Origin of the sequence: Bradyrhizobium sp. CCBAU 051011, from assembly GCF_009930815.1 — a bacterium.
In the GTDB taxonomy this organism is placed as follows: domain Bacteria; phylum Pseudomonadota; class Alphaproteobacteria; order Rhizobiales; family Xanthobacteraceae; genus Bradyrhizobium.
Genome location: NZ_CP022222.1, coordinates 371,550 through 388,219, shown reverse-complemented (window position 1 = coordinate 388,219; position 16,670 = coordinate 371,550). Strand labels below are relative to the sequence as shown.

The following is a 16,670-nucleotide window of genomic DNA, read 5'->3' as shown; positions in this document are numbered from 1 at the left end:
CGATGACGTCATACGCCTGAAATATCCATGTCCCAACGTCGGATTTGAGAATCGTTAATCTCGGATTCGAGCCATGAAGATCTTGATTGCGACGGATGCGTGGCATCCACAGGTGAACGGCGTCGTCCGCACGCTGACGTCGCTGGCGCGCAGCGCCGCAACGCTCGATGCCGACATCAGCTTCCTGACCCCGGACGGGTTTCCCTCGATGGCGCTGCCAACCTATCCGGGGTTGCGCATCGCGCTGCCGAGCCGGCGCGAGATCGCGCGGCGGATCGAGGAGGCCGCGCCCGACGCCATCCATATCGCAACCGAAGGGCCGATCGGCTGGATGGTGCGGGCCTATTGCCGCCGCCGCAAGCTTGCGTTCACCACGTCCTACACGACGCGTTTTCCTGAATACATCGCCGTCCGCATCGGTCTCCCGGTCGCTGTCGGATATGCAGTGTTGCAGCGGTTTCATGCTGCGGCCTCCACGACCATGGTCGCAACCGATTCGCTGCGACAGGAGCTTGCTGCGCGGGGTTTCCGCAAGCTCGGCTTCTGGACGCGCGGCGTCGACACCGAACTGTTCAATCCGCATGCACCTGCGACGCTCGACCTGCCGCGGCCGATCTTCATGACCATGGGCCGTGTCGCGGTGGAAAAGAATCTCGAGGCGTTCCTGTCGCTCGACCTGCCGGGATCGAAAGTAGTTGTCGGCGACGGGCCGCAGAGGGCGCAACTCGCAAAGCAATTCCCCGACGCGATCTTCCTTGGCGAGAAGAAGGGCGCGGACCTGACCGCGCATCTCGCCGCCGCCGACGTCTTCGTGTTTCCGAGCCTCACCGATACGTTCGGCGTCGTGCAGCTCGAAGCCTTGGCGTGCGGCACGCCGGTTGCTGCATTCCCCGTTACCGGTCCGAAGGATGTCATTGCCGATCATCCGATCGGTGCAATCGACACCGACCTGCGCAGCGCGTGCCTGCGCGCGCTGACGATGTCGCGCGAGGCCTGCCGGAATTTTGCGCTTTCGCGCTCCTGGGAAAACAGCGCGCGGCAGTTCATCGGCAATCTGACCGCGTTGCAGCCGAGCCGCGCGCTGCGGCCGGTGCGCCGGGCGCCCGCGACCAGCGCCGTGCAGGGGTAGGGCTGCGAACGTTCGACCATCAAACCAGTCATATGCGTAAGACGAGAAGGCAGGACAATCATGGCAGACATCATCAAGCTTGACGGCACGAGGCCGCTCGATTTCGACCGCGAAACGGTCGAGCAGGCCTATGACCGCTGGGCGCCAGTTTATGACCTGGTGTTCGGAGGCGTGTTCTCCAAGGGCCGCAAGGCGGCGATTGCGGCGACCAACAAGATCGGCGGCCGCGTGCTCGAGGTCGGCGTCGGCACCGGCATTTCGCTGCCGCTATACGCGCCGCACTTGCGCATCTTCGGCACCGATATTTCGGAAGCGATGCTGGAGAAGGCGAAAAAGCGCGTCGACGAACTCGGCCTGAAGAACGTCGAGGGCCTCGCGGTGATGGACGCCGAAAACCTCGAATTTCCGGACGATTCCTTCGACGTGGTAATGGCGCAATATGTCGTCACGGCGGTGCCGAACCCGGAAAAGGCGCTCGACGAATTCGCCCGCGTGCTGCGGCCGGGCGGCGAGCTCATCATCCTCACCCGCGTCAGCGCGGATGCCGGCATGCGCCGCTTCATCGAGCAGCGGCTGCAGCCGGTGGTGCGCCCGCTCGGCTTCCGCACCGCCGAGTTCGCGTGGTCGCGCTATGCGCAGTGGCTGGCCGGCGCGCGTGGCATGGAGCTGGCGGAGCGCCGCCTGGTGCCGCCGCTCGGGCATTTCTCGCTGGTGCGTTTCCGCAAAATCGACGTCGCCGCGGCGGCCTGACGCAAGCGTTGCTGCTTGCGTCATCGCGTCGCTGCGAACAGTCACATGTCAACTTCATGATGTCACATGCCGGACATCGAATCCCGATAAACGTCACACGCGAAAGAACGAGGGGGTAGAGAATGATCAAGAACTTCCTGCAGGAACTGCGAACCCAGCGCTGGGATGACCATCGCTACTATCACCACAGCCGCATCAACCAGTCGCTGCACTTCGTCAGCGCCGCGAGCTTCCTGTTCGCTTATGTCATGCTGTTCTTCGATCCCGTGGTGTCGGCGCTGGTCGGCTGGCTGGTCTCGATGACGACGCGCCAGGCCGGTCACTTCTTCTTCGAGCCCAAGGGCTATGACCACGTCAACCAGGCGACCCATGAGCACAAGGAAGAGATCAAGGTCGGCTACAATCTGCAGCGCAAGGTCGTGCTGATGACGATCTGGGCGCTGTCGCCGCTGGTGCTGTATTTCAGCCCGACGCTGTTCGGCCTGGTCGAGCCCTGGACCTCGAACGCCGACTTCATGCGGCAGGTGGCCAAGGTGTGGCTGGCGGTCGGAATCGGCGGGCTGTTGTTCCGCACCGTGCACCTGTTCTTCATCCGCGACGTCGAGACCGGCCTGGTCTGGATGACCAAGATCCTCACCGATCCCTTCAGCGATCTCAAGCTGTACTACAAGGCGCCGCTGGCTCTGATGAAGGGCGAGCTGATCGACCCGGGTCTGGAGAAGCACGTCAAGCCGGCGTGAGTGGCCGAACATGGTCACCGTCATGCCCGGGCTTGTCCCGGGCATTCACGTTCTTGGGCGCCAGCAATCTGCAATGTTAGTAGCAAGAAAGACGTGGATGGCCGGGACAAGCCCGGCCATGACGAAAGGCAATTATCTGCGTGTTCCGAACTCTCTCAGTTCGTCATTGCGAGCGAAGCGAAGCAATCCACCTCTCCGCGCGGGGATAGGTGGATTGCTTCGTCGCTTCGCTCCTCGCAATGACGAAGGGACAGCCTGACGATGACTGCAAACGGAAGCGCGCCCTTAGCGCCCAAATCGTTTGGCAAGCATCTCTTTCAGAATCCGCCGCTTGATATCCTTGTTGGTCAGCGAAGCCTCATGCCACCACCAGCCGTCGCGCTTCATCTTGTCGGCCGCCGTAACGAAACGGTCGGCGACTTCGTTGAAGTCAGCGTCGGTATAGTTCAGGCTGAAGATCAACCGGCCGGTGCCGACCCAGCTCAAGGCCAGCCCCTCGGCGCGCAGGTAGTATTGAAGCATCCAGTTGTAGCGGGACGGCTCGGTATACTGCACCGTCCAGATCGAGGAGAGATTGCTGACGCGGACGGGCAGATCGTTTGCGGCCAGCCGCTCGTTCAAGGTTTTGGCCCGGCCGTCCCAGGTCTCGTCGAGTCCCTGATAGACCGCGTTGAAGTTCGGGCTGGCGAGGCGGCTGAGGAATTCGTCCATCGCCGTCATTACGTAGGGGTGCGAATTGAAGGTGCCGCGGGCGAAGCAGACGTCGGCGGGGCGATCGTCGCGGAAGCGCCGCATCAACTCCTTGCGGCCGCACACCACGCCGACGGGGAGGCCGCCGGCAAGGCTCTTGCCGTAGGTCACCATGTCGGCGCGAACGCCGAAATATTCCTGGGCGCCGCCGGCGGCGAGACGGAAGCCGACGAAGACCTCGTCGAAGATGAGAACGATGCCGCGCTCGGTGCAAACCTCGCGCAATTTTTTCAGCCACTCGGTGTAGGCCGCGCGATCGAACGCGCCCTTGCGCGAGGAGTCGACCAGGGCGGAATCGCCGGGAGCATTGGCGTTCGGATGCAGCGCCTGCAGCGGATTGACCAGCACGCAGGCGATGTCCTTGCGTGTGCGCAGCACATGCAGCGTCCGCTCCGACATGTCGGCCAGCGTATAGGTCTCGTGCGGCGAAACCGGATTGCCGACGCCGGGCTGCACGTCGCCCCACCAGCCGTGATAGGCGCCGGCAAAGCGAACCAGGTGCGAGCGGCGGGTGTGGTAACGCGCCAGCCGCACCGCCTGCATGACCGCTTCGGTGCCGGACATGTGGAACGAGACCTCGTCGAGTCCCGAAATCCCGCACAGCCGGCGGACGTTGTCGGTGATGACGGGATGATAGGGACCGAGCACGGGGCCGAGCGCATGGGCGCGCTTTTCGCCTTCCGTGATGCACTCCTTGTAGAAGTCGTTGCCGAAAATATTGACGCCGTAGGAGCCGGTCAGGTCGTAGAACACATTGCCGTCGACGTCGGTGACGGTGACGCCGGCCGAGGATTCCATGAACGCGCCGGTGCCGAGATTTTCGCGCACCAGCCGGCTGTACTGGAACGGCACCCGGTAGGTTTCCGTGAACTGAAGGTCGGAGATGTGTTCGGCCGCCTCGGCCGTCATCTTCCGACCCTTGGCGTAGCGCTCCTCAAAGAGGCAGGCGAGCCGGAAGAAAGCGTCCTGGCGCTGCATGGCGACGTCAACGGGCGCGCCGTCGGACGCGAAGAAATCGTGGATGTCGAACTCGTAATGCGGCACCAGCCGCGCGACCATTTTGGACATTTTGGAATGTCCGGTCAGCGAACGGTGCTTGGCGCGCGACAGCGCCAGCCGGGCCTGCAATTTGGGAAAGACTGCCGCGGCGCTAGCGATCGCAGCGGCGGACAGCGAAAGAATCGGAAGGGATGAATCCATGCCTGAAGCGCTAGCCAATCCACCTGACAGATTGATGACAATCCGGGGCCTGATCGCCCGCTTCACCCAGCAGGAGGACCTCAATTTTCTGCTGACCAACCGCGTCCCGCGGGCGGCGCTGACACGCTTCATGGGTTGGTTCAGCAAGATCGAGAACCCGTTGGTGCGCGATTTCTCGATCGGGTGCTGGCGGCTATTTTCCGATCTCGATCTGTCGGAAGCCAAAAAGACCGAATTCAAAAGCCTGCATGATTGCTTTACGCGGGAGCTGCGCCCGGGGCTGCGGCCGGCGGATCCCGACCCGGCCATCGTGGCCAGTCCTTCTGACGGCATCATCGGCGCGTTCGGCAAAATCGCCGATACCGAGCTGTTCCAGATCAAGGGCGCGCCTTATTCGCTGCTGGATCTGCTCGGCGATCCCGCGCTGGTGGAGCAACACCGCAACGGCCGCTTCCTGACGCTCAGGTTGACGTCGAGCATGTATCATCGCTTTCACGCGCCCTATGACGCCACCATCAAGAGGGTGACGTTCATCCATGGCGATGTCTGGAACGTCAATCCGATCGCGCTGAAGCGAGTGGAGCGTCTGTTCTGCAAGAACGAGCGCGCGGTGCTGCGCTCGCGGCTTTCGACCGGCGAGGCGCTGACGCTGGTGCCGGTCGCCGCCATTCTGGTAGCCAGTATCCGCCTGCATTTCCTCGATGTCACGCTCAACGCGCAGAGCAAGGGACCGGTGGACTTCGCCTGCTTTGCGCGGGTCAAGAAAGGCGACGAGCTCGGCTGGTTCGAGCACGGCTCGACCATCATCGTGCTGGCGCCGGAGAGTTTCGAGTTCGCCGACGGTGTCGCGGAGGGAACACGCATTCGCGCCGGCGAGCCGTTGTTGAAGAAACCTCAGGTTTGATCTCGATTCTCAGCGCTCATGTCTTTATAAGCTCGCGGTCGCACCGGATTCGCTAGGTGCGATAACACGGGAAGAGAGAGATGGCGCGAACGCCTGTGCTAGCGGCGGGAGGTATTGTGCTGCGGCAGGCGAAGACGCCGCTGGTCGCCGTAGTGCGCCTGCGCAAGCGCAATGAGTGGGTCCTGCCCAAGGGCAAGCTTGACGACGGCGAGACGCCGCGCGCGGCGGCCGAACGCGAGGTGATGGAAGAAACCGGGCACGACGTTTCCGTGCACGAATTCTTGGGCACGCTGGTCTACGAATCCCGCGGCGGCTCCAAGGTCGTGCATTACTGGCGCATGGAAGCGCGCGGTGACGCGGTTCACGAGCTGATGCGGGATGTGAGGGCCGTGGACTGGCTGCCGCTTGGCGACGCCGTCGACCGGCTCTCGCGTGGTTACGAGCGCGCGTTTCTGGAAAATGTAGGCCCGATTGCGCTCTCCGCGGCCGCGCATGCCCGCAAAGCGCGGGTCAAACAACCGGTGCCGGAAAAGCGCCGGACGAGACGGACTGGCGTGACAGTGCCTCCCGCGGTCACTCCCACGCTTGCGTCGCCGCTGCCCGATCAACCCTCGCCGCAGCTTGTGCAGCCGGACGAGGTGACGGAGGTGATGGACGCGACCGCCACTGCATCCGTTGAAGAAGCGCAGCCCGCTGTCACATCGTCATTTGCTCCGGAGATAGAGCCGGTGGCCGTCGACGCGGCCGAGATGCGAACGCGACAGCAGTCGCTCAGAAACTTCTTTGAGAGAGTCCGGGACTGGCTGCGGCGCGCGGCCTGACTCAATCTTTCCCTAGCGCAGGTCCCTCGGCGGCGGTTTGCCCCGTTGCGGCGCGGGCCGTCGCGGCGCGGCGGGCGCACCTTGAACACCGGGCGGACGCTGCAGTCCGGGAATGCCGAACCGGTTCGGCAGCGGTCGTCCCTGCGGCGCACCGGGCTGCGCGGGCGCATAGGGTTGTTGCGGTTGTCCGACGCGTGGCGGCAAACCGGCCGGTGGAGCACCCGGCGATGTGGGTTGTCCGACGCGGGGCGGCAGGCCCGGTTGATTGGGCGAAGCCGGCTGTTGCTGGCCTGCGCGTGGCGGCAGGCCCGGCCGTGTCGGCGAAGGTGGCTGCTGCTGTCCCTGGCGGTTCGGCGCGCCCGGCTGCTGCTGACCGGGCCGGTTCAATTGACCCGGCGCTTGCGGCTGTCCGGGACGATTGAGCTGGCCAGGCGGCTGCTGTCCCTGGTTCGGCACGGCCGGCAGTGGCGGTTGACCGGGTTGTCCGGGCAGGCCGTTCTGCCTGATCTGACCGGGTTGTTGCTGTCCGGGACGGTTCAACTGACCGGGCTGCTGCTGTCCGGGCCTGACTTGTCCGGGCAGACCATTCGGCCGCTGCCGGCCAGGCTGAAGCTGCCGGATCGGGCGGTTCGGATTGAGGAAACCGGGATTGGCGCGGCGGAATTCGCGCTGCTGGAACACGACTTGCCGGCCGAGATTCTGCGTCGAGTGAAGCTGCCGCACAAAGCCCTGGTCGCGCAGCATCGCGGCTTGCGGAATAACCAGCGGCACCGCTGCAAAACGCACGCCGCCCGCGCCGGGGCGGATGGTGAAGCCGCTCGCGCCCTGCGTCAGAAAGCCGAGCCGCGCGCCGGCGCGGTCATTGACCTCAATGCGGCCGACCCGCCCGTCAGCGTCGGGATAGAGCTTGACCGCGACATTGTTCGGCTTGTTGGCGGCAGCACCCTCCGGCACCTCGACCAGACCGGTGGTGCCGCGAATGCCAAGCGTCGCCGTTGGCGTCGTGATCTTCATGTCGCCGGTTTTCGCAACCGACGCGGCGACGAATGCCGCGGTACCCTTGGCGACGTCGAAGATCGCCGCGTTGCTCTTGCCGCCGTCTTCATAGACGTAATTGTCGATGGTGATTTTGGTGTTGGCCCTGAGATTGAAAGTGGTGTTGTCGATGAAGGTGATGCCGAGCGCCGCATTGGCGCCGGTTTGCACGATATCGTTGAGGTAGATGTCGTCCTTGACCTTGAGCGGCGTGGTGGCGTCGTTGCGGATCACGCTGGCGCTGCCGGTCACGGTGGCGACGTTGCCGATCGGCTCCTCCGGCACCTGCGCATCGGTGGCGGGCGCGGACGCATCGGGCGCCGGTGTCGCCGGTGAAGCGGACTGCGAAGGATCGGTCTGAGCCTGCGCCAGTTGCGTCGGTTCGGAAGCAGCCGCGAAAGCGTCCGTCGCGCCGATCATCGTGCTGCCGGCCAGCAGCACAAGCGCGAAGGAAAGATGGCGCGGCATCAGGATATTTCCGTGGGCGGGAGACGGCAGGCGGCGGGGCCGCGATTTCAGCGCGGCCGGGCTGAATGCGGGATGAACATGGCCGCTTGTTGTCGCCGCAAACGATCAACGCCACGCCCGGCGTATGCGGGCGTGGCGCTGTGACGTGGCGTCTGAGGATGATTCAGCCGCGCTTGACCGAGGTCAGGTTGAGCGGCTTGGAAGGCTTTGCCGTGGGCGCGTAGTTCACGGGCGTCGCGGTGGCCGGTGGCACGTAACGGAAGACGGCCTTGCAGCCATCGCTGAGCTGCGCGCGCTTCTGGACCATGCAGGCGGTGACGCGCTCGACATCGGGAATTTCGGAAGAGCAGAGCCGCATGGCATCGCCGGTGCACATCTGCTCCTGCTCCTGCGTGTAGGCGTTGGCGGCCGTGGTCAGCAGGCCAAGCGCAAACGTGGTCGCGATCAGCATCTTGCAATTGCGCATGGTCGAACCGGTGAAAGCCATCGAATGTCCCCCTTGTGGATGGTGTCAGCGCAGAACGCGCTACCGAGTTGCGCGCCGAAAGTGGCGCCTCGTTGGAGAGGAGAACTACGTGGCCCCGGTTTCGGGATTTTTTCGTCGGGATAAGAAGAGTATTTCGTCGCGGAGGCGATTTGTTTCGTCGCGCAGCATCTTAACGAACGCTCAACCATCCGCGACAGCGTACATAAAGAGGGCCCCGTGAAATCTCACGGGGCCCAAGTCTCAGGGAGGAAGGGAGAAGAAGTTTCAGGAAGAGGTAGTCAGCTCACGCGCTTCCAGGTCTGGCCGCCGCAGAACATGCCGCCGAAGGCGCAGCCCTGGACCTTGAGCGTGTTGGTGCCCTTCAGGGCGATCGTCGAGTCGTAATTGCGGCCGCTGTCGGGGTCATGTATCCGGCCGGTCCATTTGTTGCCCTGTGGCTTCATGTTGATCAGAATCCTTGCGCCGGTGTTGACGGAATAGCCGCATATATTGGCGCCGCATTCCTCGATACGCACGTTGCCCTTGTTCTCTTCCGTCGCCCAGACGCCGACCGGCGAGTTCGGATCGGACGCGGCGGCCACGGGAGCCGGCTGCGGTGCAGGCGCGGCAGCGACCGGTGCGGGGGGCGGGGGCGGAGCGGGCGGCGCGACGTCGGCTTGTGCCGGGGTAGCGGCCGCGACGGTTGCTTGTGCAGGTGCGGGCGCAGCAGCGGGAGCCGGGGGCTGCGGCGCAGTCGCCTGAACCGGAGCCGGTGCCGCCGGTTTCGCCGGCGCAGCCGTCACGACGTCATCGTCGTCCTTGCTCTTCGAGCCCATGCCCTTGAGGTCGATATTGCCGAGCGTGCCGTTATAGCCGGGCGCGGTGATCTTGATGCAGGAAAGGGCGTTGCAGTTGCGCGGCGCGTCGACGCGAATGCGCTCGCCGTTGACCTGGAAGGTAATGCCGCCGGCCTGCGCCGAGGTGGTGGCCATCAACAATGCGGCGAGGATGTAGAGCTTCTTCATGAGGGCCTCCCTGAGCGGCCTGTGAGCGCTGGCGGTGAACGTGGGCAGACCCTATGCGGGAGCGAGGGCACGTTCTGTGCGGTACGTCACATGACTCCTGGAAGCGGCAGGTTGGCTCGGTGATTCAAATCACATCCCGTTGAAGTCCCCCGCGACTAGTTTTTCCGCGATCACCCGCGGGAGGCTTCGATGAAATGGTTTTGTTTTCTCGCCGTGCTGATGCTGCTCAGTTCTTCGGCCCACGCCGGCCGCTCGATTTCATTCAGCATCGGTGGCCACCGGGTGTACATCGAATCCTCCAGGCATTGCCGCTCAGCGTCGTGCGCCTCGACGTCGGTCTCCCGAAGCCTCAACTGGCGTCACAGGCGCGACCGCTATGGCGACGATCGCGATGTGGGCGTGGTGCCGGCGAAGCCCGTGCCGCCTGTGCCACAGACGGTTTCGCCACCCGCGCCGCCACCGCCCACGCCGCCGTCCAAGACCATCGTCACCGCGCCACCGGCCGTCTACACCACGGCGGAATCAACGACCCAGATCGTCGAAGCATCACCGCCATCTCCGCCAGCTCCCCCGCCGGCTCAGCAGGTTTCGATTCCATTGCCGCCGCCTCCGCCGGTTGCGAAGCCGGTCGAGACCGCGCAGCCGGCGCAACAGGTTGAACGCGTCGCGCATCAGCCGGAGGAAGAGCCATCGGATTCGCCGATCGGCGACTGGCAGACCGAAGGCAAGGGAACGGTGCGGATCGCAAAATGCGGCGACGCGCTGTGCGGCTACGCGCTCAGTGCATCGTCCGAGAAGGGCGAGGCAATCCTGGTCAACATGAAGCCGAAGACCGAGCGGCAATGGACCGGCAGCGTCTACAGCCAGGACAGTCGCGAGACCTATTACGGCACGATGTCGATGAAGGGGATCAACACGCTTCGCGTCGAGGCCTGCGCGTTTCTCCGCTTCTACTGCTCCGGCAACAACTGGAGCCGCGTCATGCGCCGCGCCGACAGCCTGATGATGGTGTCCGCCGCGCCGCCGCGCTCGTAGCGCCCACGAAAACGCCCGGTGACGGCGTCACCGGGCGTTCGGGTCCACTTGTCTGGACGGGTAGTTCTAGAAAACGCCAAGCACAATCGCGGCGACGAAAGCGAATGCAACATACGCTGTTACAACGCCAAGTCTGCTAACGAGAGGACTTACGAAATCCATTGGGAAAGCTCCCTGGGTTCACGTCGTGCCCGCAAGTAACACTTTAGGTTAGCAAAGCGTTCCCGGCCCAAAAAAGTCAGCGTTGCTGTCCATCCAGGGGCTTGCCACGGCCGAACGGCCGATAAACATGGTAAAAAATTTGTAAAAACAACATGTTGAAGAGTCTTTAAATAAATTAGTTGAACGTGCGCGGCGATGACGCGCGGAGTTCGTTTGTATCTCGTCGGCTCCTTCGTCCTCGTCTCGCTAGCGGGTTGTGGCCGCGGATTTTTTCAGTCCGCCGAGCGCGAACCGTGGCGTACCGAGGCCGAAGTCGCTTGTCTGAAGTCCGGCGCGGTCAAGGAGAGCGCGGAAGTGGTCCGGATCGACCCGATTTCCGGTCCCGGCGTGTGCGGTGCGGAATACCCGCTGAAAGTGGCGGCGCTCGGCGAAAACATAACCTCGTTCGGTTTTGCCGACGAAAGCCTGCGGCCTCCGGGCAATATCGGCAATCAGCCGCGCTGGCCGATCAACCGTGCGCCGGCGGCAGCTCCGCCCCAGCAGAGCTATTCGGGAAATTATCCGGGCAGCAGCTATCCGGAACCGGCGCCGCGCCAGCCGAACTATGCGGCACCGTCGAACGGGCCGATCTCGCTCTCCGCGCCGGGCGTTGCCTCGCAGCAGGATGACATCGATCTGCCGCCGGAAGGCGCGCCGTCATCGCGCGGCGGCGGCTATGCGGCGCCGCCTTCCTATCCGTCCCAGGGCCGTTATACCGCGCCGTCTGTTGCACCGTATTCGCCGCCATCCTATCCGCCATCACCGGCCGCGCCGCGGCTCGGGCCCGCGCAAGGTAATTCGGTCAGCGCCTTCGGCCAGGTCTCGATGAAGCCGGCGGCGACGCTGGCGTGTCCGATCGTCTCCGCGCTCGACCGCTGGCTCACCGATTCCGTGCAGCCGGCGGCGATGCGCTGGCTCGGCGCGCGCGTCGTCGAGATCAAGCAGATCTCCGCCTATTCCTGCCGCGGCATGAACGGCAATCCGCATGCTCATATTTCCGAGCACGCGTTCGGCAACGCGCTCGACATCGCGGCCTTCACGCTCGCCGACGGCCGCCGCATCACGGTCAAGGGCGGTTGGCGCGGCATGCCGGAAGAGCAGGGCTTTTTGCGCGACGTGCAGGCAAGCGCCTGTCAGCAGTTCAACACCGTGCTGGCGCCCGGCTCCAACTCCCACCACGAGGATCACATCCACGTCGACCTGATGCGCCGCGCCTCGCGCCGCACCATCTGCCAGCCGGCCGCGGTGTCGGGCGAACAGGTCGCCGCGCGCGCCCAGCGTAACCCCTATGCTTCACGCGAGCCCTATCCGACGGGGTCGCTCGGAGCCAAGAAGTCGATCTCGCGATGGTTCGGGGGCAGAAGCAAGGTCAACGAGGAAGACGAGTTCGAGGATCATTAGCGTTCTTGGCTTCGTAGCGGATTAGACGCGTAGGATGGGTGGAGCGAAGCGGTACCCATCGATTCCGTTCGCGAGGTGATAGGTTCGCAAGAGCTCAGCCAATCCTACAAATCACGAGATCCGACCAGCGATCACCTCGGCAAGGCGCGCTCTCGAATAGTTGATTGAATTTCCTGGCGATTGCCGCGGACCAATGGAAAGAGCAACCATCCATTGAGGCGACGCACATGCTTGCCGAAAAATTCATTTTGATCCTGGAAACGATCAAGAGCCACAGCAACCCCGACGGGAGCCCGCGCGTGGTAAGCACCTCCCGCCACATCCCGGTCAAGCTGCCTGCCGGCAAGTAGCGGCTTGCAGGACGGGGCGAGCGAAGCGATACCCATCGCTCGTGCGTTGATGGGTATCGCTTCGCTCGACCCATCCTACGAACTTAAGCCGCCAGCCGTTCCAGCAAATCCCTCACCACGCCCTTCAAGAGATCGAGCTTGTAGCCCGTCATCGGCAGCGGCTTTGCGCCTGCAATCGCCTGTTCGGCCGCGCCGGCGATGGTCCCTGCGTTGGCCGGCTTGCCCTGCAATGCCGCTTCCGCAGCCGCGAGCCGTAGCGGCACCGGGGCGATGCCGCCGGCGGCGAGGCGGACGAACTGGAACGTGCCGTCCTTGACCACGGCGCGGGCGCAGATCTCGACCAGCGGCCATTCGGCATGGGTGCGGCTGATCGCGCGCTTGTACAGGGCGCGCTCGCCTTGCAGCGGGACGGGAAGCTCGATGCTCTTGATCATCTCGCCCGGCTGCAGCGCATTGTCGGCGGTGCCGTTGGAGCCGTCGCCGAGGAGGTCGCCGATCGTCAGCGAACTTCTCTGGTCGGTCGTCACCTTTGCCTCATAGGCAAGCAGCGCCGTCGCCATCGTCGAAGGATGCGGCGCCACGCAAGGGCCGAGATCGAAGACGACGTGATAGAGATGATTGCCCGATCGCGCCGGACAATCCGCCCCGCCTTTCTTCAGGCAGGCGATATGCGGATTTCGAAAATACCAGCAGCGCGAACGTTGCGCGAGATTGCCCCCGAGGGTGGCGAGGTGGCGGATCTGCGGCGTCGCCAGGCCTTGCGCGGAGGCCGCGATGCCCGGATAGGCCGCAGCGAGGCGCGCGTCGGCGGCGATGGCGGCAATGGTGGTGAAGGCGCCGAGGCGCACACTGCCGTCGGCGTTCCAATGCATTCCGATCGTATCGGGCGCGGCTGAAATGTCGATCAAGGGTCCCGTCGAGACGCCGCTGCGGCGCCGCTCGGAGAGGTCGGTGCCGGCAGCGCGGAATTCGCCCGCTTGCGCGGCGGTCGAGGCTATCGGTGTCATGCGGCGGCCCTCCCTTTGAGTGCGGCGACGAGACGGTCGGGACGAATCGGCGTTTCGGTCAGCCGAACGCCGGTGGCATTTTGAATCGCGTTGGCGACCGCCGGCGAGGTCGGCACGGTGGCGACCTCGCCGATACCGACGCTGCCGCCGAGCACGTGATCGAAACCACCCTGGTCGAAATGCACGTCGATGATGGGCGTGTCCGCGATCCCGGGAATGCGATAGTCCTCCATGCCGCCGCTGAGCACGTCGCCGGTGCGGGAATCGACTTCGCGTGCTTCATAAAGCGCGTAGCCGATGCCTTGAATGACAGCGCCGGCCGCCTGGCTGTGCGCCAGTGCCGGCGCCACGATTTTGCCGACCGCAATGCCGGTGTGAACCTTGACGACGCGGACATGGCCGAGCCAGGTATCGACTTCGACCTCGACGACCTGCACCGAACTCGGCACGCCCGCGCCGATCGCAAGGTTGGAAAAGCGCCGCATCATCCAGCCGAAGATCCAGCCCAAGAAGCCGGCCTGCTTCAGCGGCGACTGGACGCCCGGCACCGTCGGCCTGCTGTCTTCCGGCCGCACGCTGGAAACGCTGAGGTCGGGCGATGAAGCGAGCATTTCGCGCCATGGCGCGTTCGAGCCGGGGACCGGCTGCCGTTTTGTGCTTTGCTGGATCGCGGCTTTCAACTGCTCGATCGCAAGCAGCATCGGCGGGATCACCGACGCCGTGACCCGGCTGCCGCCGGAGCCCGGCCCTTCCGGCAGTTTTGAATCGCCGATCCGGACCTCGACCTCATGCGGCTCCAGCCCGAACTCGCGCGCGAGCGTATTGGCGATCACCGTGCGGGTGCCGGTGCCGATATCCTGCGTCGCGGTGCTGGCGATCAGGCGTCCGCCCTTCACCGCCACCTCGACCTTCGAGCCGGGCTGCCACAGATAAAGCCAGTAACCGGTGGCGACGCCGACACCGCGACGATGACGACCGCTTTGCGCGGCGAGCGGTTTGCGGTTGCGCCAGACCTCCAGGCTTGAGGCCCAATCATAGAGTCGCTGGCGGTTGGGATCGGGATCCCAGCGCTTGCGCAGCGCGATCGGATCGACGTTCATGCGTAGTGCCGCTTCGTCGATTGCCTGTTCCAGCGCAAACGCCATCGGCGGGCCGCCAGGACCGCGGAAGGGAGCGCCGGCCGGCAAATTGCTGATGACGTCGAAATCGGCGAGCTCTTTTGCTTCCGCCGGATAGATCAGGCGGGCGAGGGCGGCGATGGTCGAATTGGTCGCGGCGCCGGTGTCGGCATGCGCGGTGAACGACAACGCTTTCAATTCGCCCTGCTCGGACGGCAGCAGCGCGATCTTCATTTCCGTCGCCGGCCGATAGCCGGTGACCGAAAGCTCTTCGTGCCGGTCATAGGCGACGCGCACCGGCGCCCTGGCCTCGCGCGCCAGTTCGATCGCGGTGGTCGTTTCCACGCCCAGCGCAGCCTTTGAACCAAAGCCGCCGCCGACATGGTCGGCAATCACGCGCACCTTGTCGTGGTCGAGCTTGTAACGCTTGGCGATCAGCTCCATCACGTGAAACACCGCCTGCGTCGACACATGCACGGTGAGCCGGTCGCCGTCGAAGCGCGCCACCGCCGCATGCGGCTCCAGGCAGGCATGCTGTTGCGTGCCGGTGCGGAAGGTGCCTTCCACCAGCAATGGATTGTTCGCCGCGCGCGCACCGTCGACCCAGCTTCGTACCTTTCTCGGCTTCTTCGAGAAGGCCGCCGACGGTCCGCGGACATTGCCTTTCCATGAGGCGGGCGCACCGCCTCCTTCGGAGACGTTGCCGGCCTTCTTGCGCGCGGATTTTTCGAATACGACGGGCGCGTCGGCCCTGCGCGCTTCATCGAGTCCGATCGTGGAGGGCAGGCGCTCGCTGACGACCTTGATCGCGGCGATGGCGGCGAGCGCCGTCTTGCGATCGATGGCAGCGACGGCTGCGATGGGTTCGCCGACATAGCGAACGATGCGATCGTCGCCGAGCAGCGGGATCGCGGCGCTGACGCCCGGCATCGCGCGCGCGGGCGCGAGATCGAGTTCGCCAATCCGCGCATGTGCGAATGGCGAGCGCAGGATCACGCCTTCGAGCTGGCCATCATGCTGGATGTCGACGGTATACTTCGCCGATCCCGTGACCTTGTCGCGTGCCTCCATGCGCGGCGGCAGGATGTCGTTGCCGTCGAAGCGGCCGGCACAGGCGTCGGCCACCGCACGAAAGATGCCGTCATAGGCGCCGCAGCGGCAAAGATGGCCCGATAGCGCCGCGCCGATTTCCTCGCGCGAGGGCACCGCCGTTCCCTTCGCCGCGCGCCAGGAATCGTGAAACGAAGCAGCCTCGACGATGAAGCCCGGCGTGCAGAAGCCGCATTGCAGGGCGTCGTGTGCCATGAAGGCCTTCTGCACCGGATGCAATTTTGCTGCGCCGATGCCCTCGACCGTGGTCACGTTCCGATCCGCGGCTGATCGAGCCGGCATCAGGCAGCTCACGGCGGGCTCACCGTCCACCAGCACCGTGCAGGCGCCGCAGACGCCGGCACCGCAGACGAGCTTGGTGCCGGTGAGGTCGAGCGCGTCGCGCACGACATCGACCAGCAGCGCATCTGGATCGTCGGGAAGGGAAGCGAGCTTGCCGTTGATCGTCATGGTGCTCATTTGCGATCTCCAGGTTTGCGGGCGGATTTCTTCGCTGGCTTTGGTTGAGCCGTGCGCGGTTTCGTCGGGCTGAGGGCGCCGGCGATCAGCGTGCGCAGCATGATTTCGAGATCCTTCAGGAGGGCGCCGGCCGGCTGCAGCGCCGGGTAGGCGGCCTTGGTGCCGTTGACCGCCATCTCGACACAGCGCGCCAGATCGCGCGGCGTCATGCCGGGGCTGAGGGTGAGATCCTGCTTGCGGCAGACGCGCACAATCGTCGCCGCAAGCTGCTCCGCATAGGCTGCCGTGTATTTCTGGTAGAGGTCGCGCGCCTGGACGAGATGTTCGGAAAAGAGTTCTTCGACATGGGGCGAGCCGTCGAGCGAAGCGGCGAGTTGCCCCAGCTTGGCGGTGACGGACGCGACGAGAATGTCGGCAAGGCTGCCGCCGGCTTTTTCCGCAGCGCTGGCCGCCGCGATCTCGGCGGCGAGCGCGTCCTCATGCAGCCGCTCGATGACGGCGCGGAACAGGGCTTCCTTGGATTTGAAGTGGTGGTAGAGCGCCTGCCGCGTCAGGCCGGCGGCCTCCGCCGCCTGCTCGATCGACGAACGGCGGAAGCCGTGCCGGCGGAACACCAGCATCGCGGCGTCGAGAATGCGGGTACGCGGGCCCATTTGACGAACTTGACAAAAGAAGACGAAATGTCAAATCACGCCGGCGCG

15 protein-coding genes are annotated in these 16,670 nt (G+C 64.7%); 8 read left to right on the top strand and 7 right to left on the bottom strand.

Annotated features, from left to right (window positions below; translation table 11 throughout):
- Window positions 1-73 precede the first annotated feature (73 nt).
- The 3 genes from ACH79_RS01855 to ACH79_RS01845 all read left to right on the top strand — a co-directional run bounded on the left by ACH79_RS01855 (window position 74) and on the right by ACH79_RS01845 (window position 2,619).
- Complete coding sequence (locus ACH79_RS01855) at window positions 74-1,129, top strand: glycosyltransferase family 1 protein (RefSeq protein ID WP_161849494.1); 1,056 nt, start codon at window positions 74-76, stop codon at window positions 1,127-1,129.
- 60 nt (window positions 1,130-1,189) lie between these two features.
- Window positions 1,190-1,879 carry a class I SAM-dependent methyltransferase gene (locus tag ACH79_RS01850; RefSeq protein WP_161849493.1) on the top strand — a complete coding sequence of 230 codons (690 nt, stop codon included), beginning with the start codon at window positions 1,190-1,192 and terminating at the stop codon, window positions 1,877-1,879.
- 122 nt (window positions 1,880-2,001) lie between these two features.
- The gene (locus tag ACH79_RS01845) at window positions 2,002-2,619 is read left to right on the top strand and encodes a hypothetical protein (RefSeq protein WP_161849492.1); all 618 of its coding nucleotides are present in this window, start codon (window positions 2,002-2,004) and stop codon (window positions 2,617-2,619) included.
- A gap of 285 nt (window positions 2,620-2,904) precedes the next feature.
- On the opposite strand, the gene ACH79_RS01840 is transcribed toward ACH79_RS01845, so the two are convergent.
- Window positions 2,905-4,569, bottom strand: coding sequence for an aminotransferase class III-fold pyridoxal phosphate-dependent enzyme (locus tag ACH79_RS01840; protein ID WP_161849491.1), 1,665 nt, complete (start codon window positions 4,567-4,569; stop codon window positions 2,905-2,907).
- Between the two features lie 34 nt (window positions 4,570-4,603).
- Here ACH79_RS01840 and asd point away from each other — a divergent pair, with 34 nt between their 5' ends.
- Window positions 4,604-5,473: an archaetidylserine decarboxylase gene (asd, locus tag ACH79_RS01835; protein WP_161856168.1), complete on the top strand. Its 870-nt coding sequence runs from the start codon at window positions 4,604-4,606 to the stop codon at window positions 5,471-5,473.
- A 116-nt stretch (window positions 5,474-5,589) separates the two neighbouring features.
- A complete protein-coding gene (locus tag ACH79_RS01830; protein WP_246738390.1) occupies window positions 5,590-6,294 on the top strand; it encodes an NUDIX hydrolase in 705 nt (234 codons plus the stop codon).
- A 12-nt stretch (window positions 6,295-6,306) separates the two neighbouring features.
- Here ACH79_RS01830 and ACH79_RS01825 read toward each other — a convergent pair whose 3' ends face one another.
- The 3 genes from ACH79_RS01825 to ACH79_RS01815 form a co-directional block, all read right to left on the bottom strand.
- The gene (locus ACH79_RS01825; RefSeq protein ID WP_161849489.1) at window positions 6,307-7,797 is read right to left on the bottom strand and encodes a FecR domain-containing protein; all 1,491 of its coding nucleotides are present in this window, start codon (window positions 7,795-7,797) and stop codon (window positions 6,307-6,309) included.
- A gap of 163 nt (window positions 7,798-7,960) precedes the next feature.
- Window positions 7,961-8,284 carry a hypothetical protein gene (locus tag ACH79_RS01820; protein WP_246738389.1) on the bottom strand — a complete coding sequence of 108 codons (324 nt, stop codon included), beginning with the start codon at window positions 8,282-8,284 and terminating at the stop codon, window positions 7,961-7,963.
- 278 nt (window positions 8,285-8,562) lie between these two features.
- Window positions 8,563-9,288 (bottom strand): DUF2147 domain-containing protein, encoded by a 726-nt coding sequence (locus ACH79_RS01815; RefSeq protein WP_161849488.1) that lies wholly within the window; start codon window positions 9,286-9,288, stop codon window positions 8,563-8,565.
- Between the two features lie 189 nt (window positions 9,289-9,477).
- Here ACH79_RS01815 and ACH79_RS01810 point away from each other — a divergent pair, with 189 nt between their 5' ends.
- The 3 genes from ACH79_RS01810 (at window position 9,478) to ACH79_RS42825 (ending at window position 12,275) form a co-directional block, all read left to right on the top strand.
- Entirely contained in the window at window positions 9,478-10,323 is an 846-nt protein-coding gene (locus ACH79_RS01810; protein ID WP_161849487.1) for a DUF2147 domain-containing protein, read from the top strand.
- Between the two features lie 357 nt (window positions 10,324-10,680).
- Entirely contained in the window at window positions 10,681-11,925 is a 1,245-nt protein-coding gene (locus tag ACH79_RS01805) for an extensin family protein (RefSeq protein ID WP_161849486.1), read from the top strand.
- Between the two features lie 164 nt (window positions 11,926-12,089).
- Window positions 12,090-12,275: a hypothetical protein gene (locus ACH79_RS42825; RefSeq protein WP_202639163.1), complete on the top strand. Its 186-nt coding sequence runs from the start codon at window positions 12,090-12,092 to the stop codon at window positions 12,273-12,275.
- 83 nt (window positions 12,276-12,358) lie between these two features.
- Here the strand turns inward: ACH79_RS42825 and ACH79_RS01800 are convergent, their stop codons facing one another.
- The 3 genes from ACH79_RS01800 to ACH79_RS01790 are packed head-to-tail and all read right to left on the bottom strand — an operon-like array spanning window position 12,359 to window position 16,622.
- Window positions 12,359-13,282, bottom strand: a complete 924-nt coding sequence (locus ACH79_RS01800) for a xanthine dehydrogenase family protein subunit M (RefSeq protein ID WP_161849485.1) — start codon at window positions 13,280-13,282, stop codon at window positions 12,359-12,361.
- A complete protein-coding gene (locus tag ACH79_RS01795; RefSeq protein WP_161849484.1) occupies window positions 13,279-15,969 on the bottom strand; it encodes a molybdopterin-dependent oxidoreductase in 2,691 nt (896 codons plus the stop codon). The genes ACH79_RS01800 and ACH79_RS01795 overlap by 4 nt, the downstream gene beginning before the upstream one ends.
- The gene (locus ACH79_RS01790; protein ID WP_161849483.1) at window positions 15,966-16,622 is read right to left on the bottom strand and encodes a TetR/AcrR family transcriptional regulator; all 657 of its coding nucleotides are present in this window, start codon (window positions 16,620-16,622) and stop codon (window positions 15,966-15,968) included. Before ACH79_RS01790 ends, ACH79_RS01795 begins: the two co-directional genes overlap by 4 nt.
- Window positions 16,623-16,670 lie beyond the last annotated feature (48 nt).